The organism is Aeromonas aquatilis (assembly GCF_054052405.1).
The window spans coordinates 25,458-41,417 of record NZ_JBSTYP010000022.1; the positions used below are offsets into that span (position 1 = coordinate 25,458).

Consider the following 15,960-nt stretch of genomic DNA (forward strand, 5'->3'; position numbering starts at 1 on the left):
CGAATTCTGGGGGCAAAAAGCCATCGCCCCCCTTGACCGCAATCGGTATAATGCGCGACCCGAATTGTTCCAGGTGGTTAAAATGCAGCCGGTTACCAACCTTTTCTCCTATCCCCGCTATTGGGCCGAGTGCTACGGCACGGCGCCCTTCCTGCCCATGTCCCGCAAAGAGATGGACAAGCTCGGTTGGGACAGCTGCGACGTCATTCTGGTGACGGGGGATGCCTACGTGGATCACCCGAGCTTCGGCATGGCGGTCATCGGCCGCATGCTGGAGGCGCAGGGCTTTCGGGTCGGCATCATCGCCCAGCCGGACTGGTCATCGAAGGATGACTTTATGCGTCTGGGCAAACCGAACCTCTTCTTCGGGGTGACCGCGGGCAACATGGACTCCATGATCAACCGCTACACCTCCGACAAAAAGCTGCGCCACGATGACGCCTACACCCCGGGGGATGTGGGCGGCAAGCGGCCGGATCGCGCCACCCTGGTCTATACCCAGCGCTGCAAGGAGGCCTTCAAAGAGGTGCCGGTGGTTATCGGCGGCATCGAGGCATCCCTGCGCCGCATCGCCCACTACGACTACTGGTCCGAGACCATCCGCCGCTCCATCCTGCTTGATGCCAAGGCCGATATCCTCATCTACGGCAACGCCGAGCGGCCGCTGATCGAAGTGGCCCACCGCATCGCAGCGGGGGAGACCATCGAGACCATGCAGGATATTCGCGGCACCGCCGTCATCCGCAAGGAGCCGCTGCCGGGCTGGAAAGGGGTGGATTCGAGCAAGCTCGACCAGATTGGCCGCATCGATCCCATCATGAACCCCTATATGGAAGGGGCCCCATGCTCGGATGATGCGATCGAAGCGGCCCCTGCCGCGCAAGAGGCCAAACCCGTGCTGGTGCAGCCGGCCAAGCCCAAGCCGTGGGAGCTGACCTACGTGAAGCTGCCCGCCTATGAGCGGGTCAAAGAGGACAAGGTGCTCTACGCCCACGCCTCGCGCATTCTGCACCACGAGACCAACCCCGGCTGTGCCCGCGCTCTGTCGCAGGCCCACGGCGATCGCATCGTCTGGGTCAACCCGCCCGCCTTCCCGCTGGAAACCGAGGAGATGGACGGCGTATTCGGCCTGCCCTACCAGCGGGTGCCGCACCCGGCCTATGGCAACGAGAAGATCCCCGCCTTCGAGATGATCAAGACCTCGGTCAACATCATGCGCGGCTGCTTTGGCGGCTGCTCCTTCTGCTCCATCACCGAGCACGAAGGGCGCATCATCCAAAGCCGCTCGGAAGAGTCGATCCTCAAGGAAATCGAAGATATCCGCGACAAGGTGCCGGGCTTTACCGGCGTCATCTCGGATCTCGGCGGCCCCACTGCCAACATGTACAAGCTGCGCTGCAAGAGCCCCAAGGCCGAGCAGACCTGCCGTCGCGCCTCCTGTGTCTGGCCCACCATCTGCCCGCACATGGACACCGACCACAGCCCGACCATCAACCTCTATCGCAAGGCACGCGATCTCAAGGGGATCAAGAAGATCCTGATCGCCTCCGGTGTGCGTTACGACATCGCGGTGGAAGATCCCCGCTATATCAAGGAGCTGGCCAAGTACCACGTCGGCGGTTACCTCAAGATCGCGCCGGAACACACCGAGGAGGGGCCGCTCTCCAAGATGATGAAGCCGGGCATGGGCAGCTACTACCAGTTCAAGGAGCTGTTCGACAAATACTCCAAAGAGGCGGGCAAGCAGCAGTACCTGATCCCCTACTTTATCTCCGCCCACCCGGGCACTACCGATGAAGACATGATCAATCTGGCGCTCTGGGTCAAAGAGAACCGCTTCAAGCTCGATCAGGTGCAGAACTTCTACCCGTCGCCGCTCGCCAACGCCACCACCATGTATTACACGGAGAAAAACCCGTTAAACAAGTTGAGCCGCACCGGTGGCGATGTGTTTGTCGCCAAGGGCGAGCGCCGTCGCCGCCTGCACAAGGCGCTGCTGCGCTACCACGACCCCGCTGGCTGGCCGATGATCCGCGAAGCCCTGCTCGCCATGGGCAAGGGCCACCTGATTGGCAATGGCCCGGGGTGTCTGGTGCCGCCGGAAGGTCGCAACGAGCGCGCCGCCAGCGGCAAGGGGATGAAACCGGCCCTGACTCGCCATAGCAACATCAGTCACCAGCGCGGTAATGGGGCTGGCAACAAGGGGGCGGGCGGCAAGCCGGCCGCACAGGGCGAAGGCAAGAATGCGGGCCAGAATGCGGGTAAAAGCAAACCTGCCCATAAGGGCAAGGCGCCGACCCGTGCCGGCTCTGCCAAACCCGCTACTCAGGGCGGCAAGCCTGCGGCTAAAGGCAATGGTGCCAAGCGACCGGCGCGGTAATATTTCCTGACTGGAAGGTGATAACAAATAAAAAGGCGACCGGATGGTCGCCTTTTTGATATGAACATAGCCAGTACATTACCACTTTGGAAGTATGATTCTCTTAGGCACACCTGATTTAGTTACTCTTGCACCATCCACTTTATTAACTACTGTCGTGATGTAATTTATAAATGATGGTTGTTTAAGAGTGCTCTCTGCGTACTGATGAAGCTCGTGAATTGTTGTCAAATCGTTATTTAAAATAAGACTTACAATATCTTTGTATATAGTCCAAAGCTTCTCGCAAGAACTATTGCCATTATCTACACCTAATTCGTAGAAGCTTTTGCCATTATGAACTAACTCATTTCTAATATCGGTGTACAAATAATCGAAAGTCTCTAATGTATCGCTAAATTTTGCGGGGTCGGCACTGCTAGCTAAAGCCGCAATATATGTCCTATGCTTCCACCCTCGCCAATCTTGATCAGGGGATCCTAAACCATCTATTGAGAAAATTAAAGATAGAAACTTTGATTCATCGCCAATGGTATAAAATGCTTGGCGACAATTTCTCAGCGAGCCAATTAATAAACGACCTAATTCATGAACTTTATTTCCAAGCAAGATTTCAGAAAGTTTATAATCATTGAGACTGAATTGATCGGAAATCTCAGGCCCTAACCAATTATTAGAGGCAGATAAAGGCTTGGATAGCCCACCATAGACTTTAGGTTTGATTGGAATCCTTTTAGATGTATTTGGTGTTATTTGAACTTCATAAAACCCGCTTTCTAACTGACCCGCTGGATTAGGCGTAAATTCAGGCCTGTCAAAGGATGAGTACCTCAGCCTTATTAAGTCCATTCCTCTCTCTGCTTGGTCCAAACAAAGATTAATCACATAGTTATCATGTTCCAAGCTGCTATTGTTAAGTTTAAGTAAATCTCCATATTTAATATTTAAATTAAATTCAATTTGTTCAGAATTAAAGTCGGCAACACGAGGGACTATTATAGTGTCATTTATTTCATTAGCAAGATACTTATAATTATCTGCAATTTCACATGATGTTTCTATTCTTATTTGTTGCAGAGGAACTGTAACAATACAATCAATGAAAATTTCAGCATCGATTAATGCCAACTGTTCAATGGCTACTTTATGCGAAGTTTTTACAATATCCAACCAACTGAAGCATTCTTTAAAATCCGAAGTAATCTCATCTTCTGTTTTTTTTGTGTTAGGTTTAAAAGTAATCCCATCACCTTCAGGGAATGGACTAGCCCAGTAATCCATATTAACAATTTTATTCAGAGATGCGTGTATTTCAGTTGTACGTTTTTCGCTTTGAAATGGACTCCACAATAAATTACCTGAATGATTATCATGCGGCGGTAATAAAAAAGCTTTCATGTTTCACCTTTTAGATGTAGAAGGAAATCTGGGAAATCTGGGAAATCTGGGAAATCTGGGAAATCTGGGAAATCTGGGAAATCTGGAGGAAATCTGGGAAAAGAAATATGGGACACCCATCATTCTGTGTGAGGCCTATCACAACCAATTTCCACGCTACCGCCCGTGGATTACAGCTTCCAATATGCTCCCTTGACCCGCGCTGGCAGCAACCCATCGCAGTTCAACAGGTTCTGAATGGCCATGGTAAGCCAAATGAAACTACCTGGGCGAGCCTTAAAGAGATGTAACTATCAGAAACGTCTCGTTTTTTGACCTCTATCAAACTCTTCATTTTCTGCGACCTTGCCGTCAACCGGACAGTGATCGGGCGCCGGAAAATCTGGGACACCCACCTTTTTGACAGTGGCGTAGTGCTGGTCTTGACTTGAGAGGTCACCGTTGAGGGATGCGCCATGACCATTGCCCGTTCACGTCAAATCAGTTTGCAGGATACGCCTTACTACCACGTGGTCAGCCGATGTGTGCGGCGAGCCTTTCTGTGTGGTGACGATGCCCATTCTGGCCAGAGTTACGAGCATCGGCGTCAGTGGGTGGTCGACAAGTTGGGGCAACAATCGCGGCTGTTTGCGATCGGCATTTGTGCCTATGCGGTGATGAGCAATCACTATCATCTGGTGCTCAAGGTGGAGCCCGATACCGCAGCCAACTGGAGTGAGCGGGAAGTGGCTGAGCGCTGGGCGGCGCTTTTCCAGTGGCCGCTGTTGGTCAGGCGTTGGTATCAAGGGGAGATGTTGATCGAGCCTGAACTGGCTGTCGTGCAGCAATTGCTGGCCCAATGGCGGGAGCGGCTTCACTCCATCAGCTGGTTTATTCGGCTACTTAATGAAAATCTGGCCCGTCAGGCCAATCAGGAAGATGGTTGCAAGGGCCATTTCTGGGAGGGCCGCTTCAAGAGTCAGGCGTTGCTCACCGAATCAGCCTTGTTGGCCTGTATGGCGTATGTTGACCTCAATCCGATACGAGCCGCGTTGACCGATCGGCCAGAGCAGAGTGACTACACCAGTATCAAACAGCGCCTTGACGAGCCTGCTACTAATGAGGTTTTGCCACCACTGTTGCTGCCGTTTGCCAGCCAGGGGGAGCCTGAAGAGTTGCCCTATGCCTTCACCGACTACCTGATGCTGGTTGATTGGACTGGCCGTGCTATTCGGCCCGACAAGCGGGGTCATATTCCGGCCCAACTTGGACCCATTCTGGAACGATTGGGACTTGATGGTGTTCGCTGGTTGAAACAGGTGACGCTGTTCAGGCGACAAGGGATTCGAGTTGTGGGAGACAGAGATCAATGCCAGCAGTTTGCCCACCACTGTGGCCAGCGGCGATGCCATCAACCACGGCTTTGATTGCGTCGCGTCCACCCTGCCGATAGTTCTGGATAATGCACACAGTTCAGTGAATGGCTGTGCAGGGGTTGCTGCTTTCTAAACCTGAAAATCTCTCTCACCAGCCGACTTTGCAGGCATCAGTTCGGATGCATGCACCCTTATGGTGCCTGCAACTGCGCGATAGTGGCTTGCTCCAAAAGGTGAGTGTCCCAATTTGAGAATTCCAATTTGAGAATTTTTTACTGGTGCAACGCAGAAGCGATCAGCTGTTGCGCTGGTGGAACAATCAAGGGGCGGAGCGGGCAGGGCAACAGGAGCGGGCAGGGACAAGCAGGCCTGCCGACCTGAACCATGGTATGGCCTACAAGGCAGCAAGCGGGCGAGTTACTCGATACGAACCACATCGGGATGGGCGGTGCTGGCGGCTTCGTGATAGATATCGTCAAGCCAGCGCGGGATCTCATCCTCGGTCAGAAAGTCGGGAATAATCACGTCGCGGATACGCGAGTATTTGCGCTCGGGCAGGCTGACGTTAAACAGCAGCCACTGATCTCCCTCCCGTTTTACGCCAACCAGTCGGCCAAAGACGCTGAATATCATCATGCTGTGCCCCTTCTCATGCTGTTGCCTTGCCGCGCTCTGTTAGCCCCTTTCAATACCACGCCAAGATGGCATCGAACACCCGGATATGGCGCAGCTGCAGGTTATCCCCCTTGAGCGCAATGGTGGCGCTATAGAGCTGGGCACCGGGCTCATCATAAGAGTGCACCAGATAGTTTTTATGGCGACAGGCTTCATAGAGGGAGAGGCTTTTTCTCGCGCAGTGGCCGAGAAACAGCACGGCGCCAAGGCCGATCATCAGGCCGGATATATCCAGCAGATTGATATCCAGCAGATTGACGGCGGGCAGGGCAAATTGAGCCTCGGCTTGCAGGGCGAGTTCATAGAGCGACACGGCAAACATGGTGCCGCAAAGCAGCAGTTTGAGGCGGGCGAGGCGGGTGAGCTTGGCCTGCATCACTTCCGGCGAGACAAAATAGAGGTTTTCCAGATGCCGTCTCTGCTCCGTGATAAGGATCCCGCGCACATTGACATCCACCTCGACCTGAGTTGATTCGCGATAGACCAGCCCCGCTTTTTCCCAGTCGTTGGCCAGAATGGCAACCAGCACCGGATAGAGCACCACGGCGAGGCCGCAATAGATCGGCAGCGCATTGTATCCGCTGGATATCAGCCCAACTGACAAAATGACGAATATATAGGGCGACAGGGCCCTGACTGCAATTGATGCTTTCATCGTTATACATCCATAAATAACGCGTTTTATAAGTGCCGATAGCGCACAGGCCATCATGGCCGCCGCCAATAAACGGCAGCAACCAAACAGGGGGTCGATCAGCGGTAATCCATTCCGGCAAATAGCCTGCAACAGCCCTTTGCACGGCAGCAGGGAGAAGAGCGCCATAGTAAGCCAAACGAGGCCACTCTGACAGTGACCCGGATGACATAAATCTGTGTGCCGCCGTCGAATAAAATCACAATCTGTCGTTGTTCTGGCTCCGCTATACAAAAAGCCCCGAGAGCTTGCGCTTTCGGGGAAGAGGAAAAACATCGACAAGGAATTACAAAGGCATTGGGATCAGGTCTGAACCGGATCAGGCATCGACATAGAGCACCTGACCGCTAATAAAGCCATCGACGGAGCGCTCAAACGCCTTGCCAACCAGGGCGCCTGGCACCGGCTGGAAGCCCGGCATCATCTCGCCATATATGTCCCACGCCTCTTCCAGCACGGTCGGGTTGACCACATTGATGCGGATGCCGCGGGGCAGCTCGTGGGCCACGCACTGGACAAAGGTATCGATGGCGCCGCTGGTGGTGGCATCGGCAATGGCCAGCGGGATTGGCTTGATATTGAGGATGCCGGAGATCAGGGTGAAGGAGCCCCCCTGATTGATGTAGTTGAGGCCGACATTGACCAGATTGATCTGGCCCATCAGCTTGCTCTGGATGGTGGTTTGCCACTGCTCGTCGCTCATCTCGCCAAAGGGGGCGTATTCGCAAAATCCTGCGGTATTGACCACCGCATCGAAGGATCCCACGTTTTGGTAGAGCCGCTCGATAGACTCTCGGCTGGTGATATCCACCTGAAAATCACACCCCTCGCCGGAGCGGCTGGCGGTAATGACCTTGTGCTTGCCCAGACCACTGAGGGCGGCTTGCCCCATTTTCCCCTGAGCACCAATCAGAATGACAGTTTTCATCGTTAACCTCGCTTTGCTGGAAGAGCTGCAAGGTTAGAGAGCCACTGATACAATGTAAATCATGGGTGACTTGTATGTGATACAACTTAAATTGGTGAGGTGAGGGTGGAGAAGATCGATATCAGGCAGATGCGGGTGCTGGTGCTGCTGGCGAGATACAAGAGTGTGTCGCGGGTGGCCGAGCTGCTGGAGATCTCCCAGCAGGGGGTGAGCAGCCATTTGAAAAAGCTGCGCGACCTCTTTCCCGCCGAGCTGTTTATCCGCCAGAGCGCCGGGTTGCAGCCGACCGATTACGCCTGCGAGCTGGCTGACAAGTTTGAGCAGATCCTGGCCGATATCGACGGGGTCTTTGTGGCCGCCCCCTTCGATCCCGCCAGCAGCCAGCGCACCTTCAGGGTGATGGCCAACGAATATCCCCAGCTTGCCATTATTCCAAGGCTGGCAAGCGCCCTGCGCAGTCAGGCGCCCTCCATCCGGCTCGATGTGGTGGACTTTCAGGCCGAGCAGCATCTGGAGGCGCTGGCCAGCGGCGAGGTCGATCTGGTGATTGGTTTTGATGCCTATCTCGACCCGGGGTTGCTGCGCGCCACCCTGCGCCGGGATCACTACTGCTGCGTGCTGCGCCGCGACTCCCGTTATCTTCCGGACAACGCCCCGCAGGATATGGCGGCCATCCCCTTTGTGCAGTTCGCCAACAGCGTCGGCAATTTCGAAGGGCAGATGAACCCGCAGCAGGTCGCCAGCGCGGCGGTGGCGACGCTCCCCTGTTACACCTCGCTGCAAGCCTTTATGTCGGTCAATGACGTGGCGGCCTGCATTCCGTCGGCCATCGCCACCCTCGGCGATTTTCGTGTGCTGGAGCTGGCCGGGGCGCCCCAGCCGTTCGAGGTGGTGGTCGGCAGACACCGCAAAAGCCAGGGCAATCTCGCCATCGAGTGGCTGGCCGAGGTGATCAAGTCGGTCTGCGATCTTGCCATGCCGAGATAACGCCGCCGTTTGCCGAGAGCTGCACACGCCAGCCAGTGCGCTAACGGCAGGCTGGATCTGCGGGAGAAATCCTGCGATGGTGCGGGCAGTTATCCGCTTGTCCCGTTATCGAGTGAAAAGGAGTTGAGATGCGCATTGCCATGATTGGTCTGGGGGATATCGCCCAAAAAGCCTATCTGCCGCTGCTGGCGAGCGATGAGCGGGTCACCCCGCTGCTCTGCACCCGCAATCCGGCGGTGCTGGAAAAGCTGGCCCGCCAGTATCGGGTCGCCGAGTGCTTTACCGATGTGGCAGCCATGCTGGCCAGCCGCCCCGACGCCGTGATGATCCACGCCGCGACCGCCGTTCATCGCGAGCTGGCCGAGCAGTGCCTGCGCGCAGGGATCCCCACCTTTGTCGACAAGCCCCTGTGCGACAATCTGGCCGAAGCCGAGGCGCTGGCCAATCTCGCCATCGCGCAAGACTGCGCCCTCTTTACCGGCTTTAACCGCCGCTATCTGCCCGCCATGGACGCTGCGCGGGCCCAGCCGCTCACCGAGCTTAACTGGCAAAAACACCGCTTCGCCCTGCCGGGCAAGGCGCGGGATTTTTTGTTCGACGACTTTATCCATGTGCTCGACAGCCTCTGCTTCTATGGCGGCGTGCCGGACGGCGACTTTCATGCGGTATTGCGACCGGATACGAAGGACAACAGCCTGCTGGCCGGGGTAAGCGTCAGCTGGCAGAGCGGCGATCGCGCCATCAGCGGCAGCATGAACCGCAGCGCCGGGATCACCGAGGAGCGCATCGATGCCTATGGCGACAATCTCTCCCTGCACCTTGAGAACTGCACCCGCGGCAGCATCGCCCGCGACAAGCAGGCGCAGATGCTTAGCCCCAACGACTGGCAGCCGGTGCTGGCCCAGCGCGGCTTTGCCGCCATGCTGGAGCACTGGTATCAGCAGATTGCAATCGGCAAGGCAGATAGCGAGCTGATCGCCTCCTACCTGCACGGTCATCGGCTGGCGGAGCAGTTGGTGGCGCTGGCTGACAAGCGGGGATAAGGCTGGCTGGAAGCCTGAGGGATATGAAGACGAGGTGTGCGAAGATAGCGCACCAAAAACAACGGGGGCCGCAGTTGCGGCCCCCGTTGTTATGGGATGAGATGCATGGGATCAGATGCACTTCACCGGCTTGGGCAGGCCACCAATCTTGGTCGCCTGTTTGGCGGGTCCTTCCGGGAACAGCTTGTAGAGGTAGCGGCTGTTACCCTTCTCGGGGCCGTACTGCTTCTCCATCGCCTTGACCAGCGCGCGGATGGCGGGGGAGGTGTTGAACTCCAGATAGAAGGCGCGTACAAAGCGCACCACTTCCCAGTGCGGCTCCTCCAGCTCGATCCCCTCCTGCGCCGCCAGCACCAGCGCCAGCTCCTCGCTCCAGTCGTTGCTGTTGAGCAGGTAGCCCTTGGCATCGGTCTCGATGAGTTGGCCGTTGAATTCCAGCTGATGTTGTTCGGACGCAGACATGGGGGCTCCTCGCTAATGGGGCTATCAGGATTGGGCGGGCATGGTAGCGCCTTGATCCCCGGTGAGCAACCGACTCTCGTTGGCCAAATGCAGCAGCTGATCCGCCAGCTCGCTGATCAGGTTGAGCTGCTGGGTCAGCATCAGCTGCTCCTCGCTGCTATCCGGACTTATCACCGGGCACTGACCCCCGATGGAGCTGGAGGGGTTACCCGCCAGATGACCGGCGGCCTGCTCCAGGGTGTGGCAGATGTGGTGGCGTACCTCATCCAGCCCGCTAATGGCCTCCAGTTTGTCGCGATGGGCCCCCAGCGCCGAGATGTAGGAGAGCAGGGCGTGGTTGCGCCAGGTGAGGGTAAAGCAGAGATCGAGGAAGCGGCGGCGCTTTTGCGGCTCCACCAGCATGCTCTGCCAGGCGGTGGCCAGCTCGCTGTCCGCCAGATGGGCGCTCTTGCGCGCCACCCGATAGTCGATGGACTCGTCCCGCTGCTGCTTGAGGCTCGCCAGCACCGCCGAGAGGTAGCGGGCGTTGGCCGACAGGGAGTTGGCGATCAGGGTCGGCAGTCGCTTGTACTGCCAGTCCGGCCAGAGCCAGGCCACCAGCCCGTAGGAGATCAGGCAGCCGAGCAGGGTATCGAGCAGCCGCGGCCCGAGGATCGCAAAGCCGATGCCATCGAGCAGGTTGAACGCCATCAGCACGTAGAGGGTGATAAAGCAGACCGCGGCGCTGTAGTTGTTGCGCACCTGAGTGAAGAAGAGGAAGGCGGCCAGCCCCATCACCACCAGCTGGACGTGCAGCTCGGGAAACAGCCAGAGCACCGGAATGCCCACCAGGATCCCGACGAAGGTGCCAAACATCCGCTGCACCAGTCGGCGGCGGGTGGCGCTGTAGCTGGGCTGGCAGACAAACAGTACGGTCAGCAAAATCCAGTAGCCCTTTTCCAGATCAAAGGCTTGCAGTATGCCGTAGCCAATCACCAGCCCCAAGGAGAGGCGCAGCGCGTGGCGAAACACCATGGAGTGCAAGGTGAGGTGCTGCTTGAGCTGGGCCAGCAGCGGCAGGCGGGGCGGCCGCGCCAGCGCTGGCAGATCCTGCTCCGGCTGCTCGGGGTTTTGCAGCACTTCGGCGCTGCCCAGCAACTGGTTGATGCTGGCCAGATTGCGGCGCAGGAACTTCATCGGCGTCAGCAGGGTTTTCGGGTAGTGCTGCTTGAGATTGGTGAACTCCAGCTGATCGCCAAGGGCCTCCAGCGTCCAGTGGATGCGCTTGTTATGGGCGTAGGGCTTGTGCACCAGAATGGCGTAACCGAGCCGCTGGCACGCCTCGGAGAGTTGCAGGAACACCTCCTGAAATCCTTCCAGTACGATGCCCTGCTTGAGCTCGGCTTCCAGCCGACTATAGGGATAGTGGCTGGAGGTGGCGCGCTCGTGAATTTCCAGCGCCAGCAGGTAAAGGTGTAGCAGGCTGGCCAGCTCGGGGCTGGCCGGATGACGGCGGCTCAGGCGAGCGTTGAGGGCCGATTTGGTGAGGATCAGCGCGCTCACCAGATTGATATTGAGCTGGGCCAGATTGTGGCGAATGGCCTGGGCGCCGTGCTCGTCCGCCGGGAAGAAGCGGGATTTTTCCAGCAGGTAGCGACCAAGGGCGAAGTAGCTCTGGGCCAGCTGCTCGTGCAGGGTTTTGTAGGGCAGCAGCCAGAGCCAGATAAACGAGACCAGCCCGTACCAGAGGGCACCCGCGCCGAGCGCCAGCGGCTGGTAGAAGAGATCTGGCGCCTTGGCGGCTCCCAGCATGGTGTAGATGGCGATCAGCAGCGAGCCGAAGCTGATGGTGGCGTAGCGGGCACCGAGCGCCCCCACCATCACGAAGATAAAGGTGGAGCTGGCCAGCCCGATGGCAAACAGCCAGGGGGTGGGGTAGAGATACTGCACGCACAGGGACGCGAACATGAAGCAGATGAGCGTCATGGCGAGGTTTTTAAGCCGTCCCCACAGGCTGTCGTCGGTTTCGGCGATGGCACCGGCCACGACCCCGAGGGAGAGCAGCACGGTGAGCTGGATATTGCCGGTGGCCAGGGTGAAGGCGAGCAGACCGAGAATGGCCAGCAACACCTTGAGGGCGAAGTAGATGTGACTATCGCTTAGCAGTCGGCGCAGCAGGCCAGAGAGATCCATCGGCATGAAACAGGAACAACCCTTGAACGAAACGAGGGCAGGATGTTACCCCGCCAAAGGAGAAACGGCCCTGATTTGGATCAGGGCCGCTTCGCATCATATCCTTGATTTGCAACTTATCCTGACAGAAACAGGAGCCAATAAAAACCCCGCCGAAGCGGGGTTTTTGATTAGTTGCGGTTGCCGCCAAGCAGGCTCAGCAGGCTCAGGAAAATGTTGTAGATGGAGACATACAGGGTGACGGTGGCGGAGATGTAGTTGGTCTCGCCGCCGCGCACGATCTGCTGGGTGGTCAGCAGGATGGCCCCGGAGGAGAAGAGCATGAACATGGCGGACAGGGCCAGGCTCAGGGCGCTCATCTGCAGGAAGATGTTGGCCACCATGGCCACCAGCAGCACCCAGAAGCCGACAAACAACATGCCGCCGATGAAAGAGAGGTCACGCTTGGTAGTCAGGGCATAGGCCGACAGACCGAAGAAGGTGAGCGCGGTGCCGCCAAGGGCGGTCATCACGATCTCGCCACCACCATTGTTCATGTACATGTTGATGATGGGGCCCAGGCTATAGCCCAGCAGACCGGTCAGGGCGAAGGTGAAGACCAGCCCCATGCCGTTGTTGCGATTCTTCTCGGTCAGGAACATCAGACCGTAGACGCCGATCAGGAACACGGCCCAGTGCAGCGGCGGCATGTTCATCACGGTAGCGACCCCCGCCACCACGGCAGAGAAGCCCAGAGTGAGGGAGAGCAGCATATAGGTGTTACGCAGCACCTTGTTGGTATCGCGTACGGCACTTTGGGTGCCAGTGTAGATAGAACGGGTATCCATCTTGGGTGTCCTCTTGATGTCCGGGTGAGACGGCGAGCAGCCGCCTCGTGATCGCTGTTTGTTACTGCATGTTTACGCATTGTATGTAGAACAAATAGGGATGACGAGGAACAATTTCAAGCCACCTGCCATTTTGCTCCCGCACACTATCCCACAGGAAATATGTATTGCATATGAACAAGGGCTTAGCGTAGTATGCACGCCGTTCGGAGGGGTGGCAGAGCGGCTGAATGCACCGGTCTTGAAAACCGGCGATGGGCGACCATCCGTGGGTTCAAATCCCACCTCCTCCGCCATATTCAAAGAGAAAGCCCAAGCGGTCACCCGCTTGGGCTTTTTCGTATCTGCGGTTTCTGGCCGAAAATGGCCTTGAATGAAGGCGCCTACAAAGCGCCCTCGCACTCTATGTCCTAGACCAGAATGACCTGCACATCTCTGGCTTTGATCTGCTCGATGACCTCTTTATCCGCATCCTTGCCGGTGATCAGAATGTCGATCTTGCTGGCGGCGCAAAACAGCATGCCTGCCCGTTGCCCCACCTTGCTGCTGTCGGCCAGAACCACCAGTCGGCCGACGTGGTTGAGCATCTTCTGCTCTGCCATGGCGGTCAGCATATCCATCTTGTAGAGACCATCTGCGGTGACGCCCTTGCCGCTGGTAAACATCCAGTGTCCGGCATAGAGGGAGGAGATCTCGTCCTGCGGTGCCAGGGTGATGGATTGCGACTTGTTGTATTGACCGCCGATGATCACCACGCCGTCATGGTCATTCTCGATCAGGTAGTTGGCGAGCGGGAAGTAGTTGGTGATGACCTGAACATCCTGCCCGCAGATCTCCTGACCCAGCACGAAGGCGGTGGAGCCACAGTTGATGACCGCGCTTTCGCCCGGATTGATCAGCGCAGCCGCCGCCTGGGCGATGCGCACTTTTTCGCTGTGATTGAGGCTTTCGTTGCTGTCGAGAGGAGACCAGTGGGCCTTTCTGGCCAGCATCAAGGCTTCAGCCCCGTTGCGCACCTTGCGAAGTTTGCCGGAGTCATTGAGCTTGTTGATATCGCGGCGCGCAGTAGCCGGAGAAATATCAAAGGCTTGCATTATGCTGTTGACCGACAGATGACGTTTCTGATTGAGCAGTTCCAAAATGGCGTTATGGCGATGTGCTTCTGTCATATCATGCCTGATGATGATTGAATCTGATTGGGTGGTGATTATATCGCGCATAGGTGTCGATGACAGCAACCTTGTTAACTCTTCTGATAACGGGCGTTCAGGCGATCGTCAGACCGGCTTGTCGCGCGTGTTCGACCAGTCGCCCCTTGGCCGTTTTCAGGTTGCTGGCCCACTCTTCATCCTTGGCCCACATCTCCAGCACCAGGGGGCCGTTGTAACCGATTTTTGCCAGAGTGTGGAAAATGGCGGCAAAGTCGACCTCTCCTTCGCCAATGACCAGATCACGGAACTGCCCGCTGCAACTGGCCGTTACCTTGCGGGTGTCTTTGAGGTGGATCTGCACGATATGGTCTGCACTCAATTGCAGCTCGGTGCAGGTGTCATAGTTCCAGCCGGTGATATTGCCGACATCCGGATAGGCCATGAAGTAGGGGGAGGGGATCTGCTTTTTCAGCACCTCGAATTTGCTGAGGGAGTTGAGATAGGGGGTATCCATGATCTCCACACCCAGCATGATGCCTGCCCGTTCCGCCATCTTGGCGGCTGCCAGCATTCCTTCGATGAAGTGGCGGTGGGTTTCGTCGCTTTGCGGTTCGTAATAGACGTCATAGCCTGCCAGCTGGATGCAGCGAATGCCGAGCTTGTACGCCAGATTGATCGCTTTTTCCATGATGATGGCCGCCTGCGCGCGGATGGCCGGATCCTGCGAACCAAACGGAAAGCGGCGATGGGCGCTCAGGCACATGGAGTGCAACGGCAAGCTGTGCTGCTCGCACAGGCGTCTGAGCCGATAGATTTCGCTATCTGACCAGTCGAGCCGTTGCAGTTTTTCATCTGATTCATCAATGGATATCTCGATGAAATCAAAGCCAAGCTCCTTGGCCGATAGAATTTTCTCTTGCCACTCCAGTGCAGAGGGCATCGCTTTTTCATAAAGGCCGAGGCGTAAGGCATGGTCAAAGTGGTGCATACAAGCTCCTGCATTCAGATAGGGAAATAGCGGTTCAATACTTCGAGGATCCCGCCCTCGTCGTTGCTCTCGCAGGTGACCCGGTTGGCCATCTGTTTGACCTCCTGCTCGGCATTGGCCATGGCGATGCCCATCCCTGCGAGGCAGAGCATGGAGGTGTCGTTGTGGTTGTCGCCGATGGCGACCAGTCGCGCCGGGCTGATCCCTTGCTGGTCCAGATAATCCTGCAGTCGCGCTCCCTTGCTGTTGCCGCGGCGGGCAAAATCGACCCGATTGGCCCATGACTGCTCGCCACTGAAGTGTTCGCGTACCCAGGGGTGATGTGAGAAGGCCTGAATGGCGGTGATCTCTCCCTCGGCCACGAACTTCCAGACATGTCTGCTGTTGGCCAGCTCCTCTTCAAACGAGTCAACACTGGCTACCTGCGGCTGGATCGGCGGCGCAAAGCTGCTGGCCCACTGTTGCAGGGCCGCCACGTAGCGCACCGACTGATGAGCGGAGTAGACCATGCGGTCAGTGACATACATGACGAGGTTGAGCCGGTGATCCCTTGCCAGTGCGATAAAGCGTTGTGCCAGTTTATGGGGAATTGCGTTCTCTGCCAGCACGGCGCGTTGCTCGTAGTCGTAAACGTAGGTGCCGTTGCAGCAGATAATGGGGGTGGTCAGACCCAGTTCGTGATGATAAGGGTGGGCTGCCGTGTGATGTCTGCCGGTGACCAGCATGACGGTGGCCTGCTCCTTGATCCTCATGATGGCCTCTTTGACGGCCGGCATGATGGTGTGAGCACTGGTCAGGGTGGTGCCGTCGAGATCGAGGGCCAGGGCGTGATAGCGCATCGTCTGATCTTCTTGTTATCTGGTGAGAGTGGGGAAAATGCAGGGCGTGATTGATACGATG

Annotated in this window: 14 protein-coding genes and 1 tRNA gene; 5 read left to right on the forward strand and 10 right to left on the reverse strand. The window is 57.0% G+C overall.

Going from position 1 to position 15,960, the window contains the following annotated elements; genetic code table 11:
• Positions 1 to 82: 82 nt before the first annotated feature.
• Positions 83 to 2,380, forward strand: coding sequence for a YgiQ family radical SAM protein (locus ACW5W8_RS10630; RefSeq protein ID WP_498627797.1), 2,298 nt, complete (start codon positions 83 to 85; stop codon positions 2,378 to 2,380).
• A gap of 78 nt (positions 2,381 to 2,458) precedes the next feature.
• Here the strand turns inward: ACW5W8_RS10630 and ACW5W8_RS10635 are convergent, their stop codons facing one another.
• Positions 2,459 to 3,778 (reverse strand): hypothetical protein, encoded by a 1,320-nt coding sequence (locus ACW5W8_RS10635; RefSeq protein WP_498627799.1) that lies wholly within the window; start codon positions 3,776 to 3,778, stop codon positions 2,459 to 2,461.
• A gap of 455 nt (positions 3,779 to 4,233) precedes the next feature.
• Between ACW5W8_RS10635 and ACW5W8_RS10640 the strand changes: the two genes are divergently transcribed.
• The gene (locus ACW5W8_RS10640) at positions 4,234 to 5,184 is read left to right on the forward strand and encodes a transposase (RefSeq protein WP_498627800.1); all 951 of its coding nucleotides are present in this window, start codon (positions 4,234 to 4,236) and stop codon (positions 5,182 to 5,184) included.
• Positions 5,185 to 5,550: 366 nt separating this feature from the next.
• On the opposite strand, the gene ACW5W8_RS10645 is transcribed toward ACW5W8_RS10640, so the two are convergent.
• The 3 genes from ACW5W8_RS10645 to ACW5W8_RS10655 all read right to left on the reverse strand — a co-directional run bounded on the left by ACW5W8_RS10645 (position 5,551) and on the right by ACW5W8_RS10655 (position 7,430).
• On the reverse strand, positions 5,551 to 5,769 hold the full coding sequence (locus ACW5W8_RS10645) for a DUF7661 family protein (protein ID WP_498627802.1): 219 nt from the start codon (positions 5,767 to 5,769) through the stop codon (positions 5,551 to 5,553).
• Between the two features lie 49 nt (positions 5,770 to 5,818).
• A complete protein-coding gene (locus tag ACW5W8_RS10650) occupies positions 5,819 to 6,463 on the reverse strand; it encodes a hypothetical protein (protein ID WP_498627803.1) in 645 nt (214 codons plus the stop codon).
• 358 nt (positions 6,464 to 6,821) lie between these two features.
• Positions 6,822 to 7,430, reverse strand: a complete 609-nt coding sequence (locus ACW5W8_RS10655; RefSeq protein ID WP_498627804.1) for a short chain dehydrogenase — start codon at positions 7,428 to 7,430, stop codon at positions 6,822 to 6,824.
• Between the two features lie 105 nt (positions 7,431 to 7,535).
• Here ACW5W8_RS10655 and ACW5W8_RS10660 point away from each other — a divergent pair, with 105 nt between their 5' ends.
• Positions 7,536 to 8,417 carry a LysR family transcriptional regulator gene (locus tag ACW5W8_RS10660; protein WP_498627805.1) on the forward strand — a complete coding sequence of 294 codons (882 nt, stop codon included), beginning with the start codon at positions 7,536 to 7,538 and terminating at the stop codon, positions 8,415 to 8,417.
• A 128-nt stretch (positions 8,418 to 8,545) separates the two neighbouring features.
• Entirely contained in the window at positions 8,546 to 9,460 is a 915-nt protein-coding gene (locus tag ACW5W8_RS10665; RefSeq protein WP_498627807.1) for a Gfo/Idh/MocA family protein, read from the forward strand.
• A gap of 111 nt (positions 9,461 to 9,571) precedes the next feature.
• Here the strand turns inward: ACW5W8_RS10665 and ACW5W8_RS10670 are convergent, their stop codons facing one another.
• The 3 genes from ACW5W8_RS10670 to ACW5W8_RS10680 form a co-directional block, all read right to left on the reverse strand.
• Positions 9,572 to 9,922, reverse strand: a complete 351-nt coding sequence (locus ACW5W8_RS10670) for a TusE/DsrC/DsvC family sulfur relay protein (protein WP_498627808.1) — start codon at positions 9,920 to 9,922, stop codon at positions 9,572 to 9,574.
• A 24-nt stretch (positions 9,923 to 9,946) separates the two neighbouring features.
• Positions 9,947 to 12,100: a YccS family putative transporter gene (gene yccS, locus ACW5W8_RS10675; RefSeq protein ID WP_498627809.1), complete on the reverse strand. Its 2,154-nt coding sequence runs from the start codon at positions 12,098 to 12,100 to the stop codon at positions 9,947 to 9,949.
• A gap of 164 nt (positions 12,101 to 12,264) precedes the next feature.
• The gene (locus tag ACW5W8_RS10680; RefSeq protein WP_042009855.1) at positions 12,265 to 12,921 is read right to left on the reverse strand and encodes a Bax inhibitor-1/YccA family protein; all 657 of its coding nucleotides are present in this window, start codon (positions 12,919 to 12,921) and stop codon (positions 12,265 to 12,267) included.
• 208 nt (positions 12,922 to 13,129) lie between these two features.
• Here ACW5W8_RS10680 and ACW5W8_RS10685 point away from each other — a divergent pair.
• A tRNA-Ser gene (locus ACW5W8_RS10685) sits at positions 13,130 to 13,217 on the forward strand.
• A 114-nt stretch (positions 13,218 to 13,331) separates the two neighbouring features.
• Here the strand turns inward: ACW5W8_RS10685 and ulaR are convergent.
• The 3 genes from ulaR to ACW5W8_RS10700 form a co-directional block, all read right to left on the reverse strand.
• Positions 13,332 to 14,090 carry an HTH-type transcriptional regulator UlaR gene (gene ulaR, locus ACW5W8_RS10690; RefSeq protein WP_498627811.1) on the reverse strand — a complete coding sequence of 253 codons (759 nt, stop codon included), beginning with the start codon at positions 14,088 to 14,090 and terminating at the stop codon, positions 13,332 to 13,334.
• Between the two features lie 97 nt (positions 14,091 to 14,187).
• Entirely contained in the window at positions 14,188 to 15,060 is an 873-nt protein-coding gene (locus ACW5W8_RS10695) for an L-ribulose-5-phosphate 3-epimerase (RefSeq protein ID WP_498627814.1), read from the reverse strand.
• Between the two features lie 14 nt (positions 15,061 to 15,074).
• A complete protein-coding gene (locus tag ACW5W8_RS10700) occupies positions 15,075 to 15,899 on the reverse strand; it encodes a Cof-type HAD-IIB family hydrolase (RefSeq protein ID WP_498627816.1) in 825 nt (274 codons plus the stop codon).
• Positions 15,900 to 15,960: the final 61 nt, after the last annotated feature.

What these genes read in the sequence shown, in the direction of transcription:
- ACW5W8_RS10630 (WP_498627797.1), top strand. Translation starts at nt 83, where the DNA reads ATGCAGCCGGTTACCAACCTTTTCTCCTATCCCCGCTATTGGGCCGAG.
- ACW5W8_RS10635 (WP_498627799.1), bottom strand. Translation starts at nt 3,778, where the DNA reads ATGAAAGCTTTTTTATTACCGCCGCATGATAATCATTCAGGTAATTTA.
- ACW5W8_RS10640 (WP_498627800.1), top strand. Translation starts at nt 4,234, where the DNA reads ATGACCATTGCCCGTTCACGTCAAATCAGTTTGCAGGATACGCCTTAC.
- ACW5W8_RS10645 (WP_498627802.1), bottom strand. Translation starts at nt 5,769, where the DNA reads ATGATGATATTCAGCGTCTTTGGCCGACTGGTTGGCGTAAAACGGGAG.
- ACW5W8_RS10650 (WP_498627803.1), bottom strand. Translation starts at nt 6,463, where the DNA reads ATGAAAGCATCAATTGCAGTCAGGGCCCTGTCGCCCTATATATTCGTC.
- ACW5W8_RS10655 (WP_498627804.1), bottom strand. Translation starts at nt 7,430, where the DNA reads ATGAAAACTGTCATTCTGATTGGTGCTCAGGGGAAAATGGGGCAAGCC.
- ACW5W8_RS10665 (WP_498627807.1), top strand. Translation starts at nt 8,546, where the DNA reads ATGCGCATTGCCATGATTGGTCTGGGGGATATCGCCCAAAAAGCCTAT.
- ACW5W8_RS10670 (WP_498627808.1), bottom strand. Translation starts at nt 9,922, where the DNA reads ATGTCTGCGTCCGAACAACATCAGCTGGAATTCAACGGCCAACTCATC.
- yccS (WP_498627809.1), bottom strand. Translation starts at nt 12,100, where the DNA reads ATGCCGATGGATCTCTCTGGCCTGCTGCGCCGACTGCTAAGCGATAGT.
- ACW5W8_RS10680 (WP_042009855.1), bottom strand. Translation starts at nt 12,921, where the DNA reads ATGGATACCCGTTCTATCTACACTGGCACCCAAAGTGCCGTACGCGAT.
- ulaR (WP_498627811.1), bottom strand. Translation starts at nt 14,090, where the DNA reads ATGACAGAAGCACATCGCCATAACGCCATTTTGGAACTGCTCAATCAG.
- ACW5W8_RS10695 (WP_498627814.1), bottom strand. Translation starts at nt 15,060, where the DNA reads ATGCACCACTTTGACCATGCCTTACGCCTCGGCCTTTATGAAAAAGCG.
- ACW5W8_RS10700 (WP_498627816.1), bottom strand. Translation starts at nt 15,899, where the DNA reads ATGCGCTATCACGCCCTGGCCCTCGATCTCGACGGCACCACCCTGACC.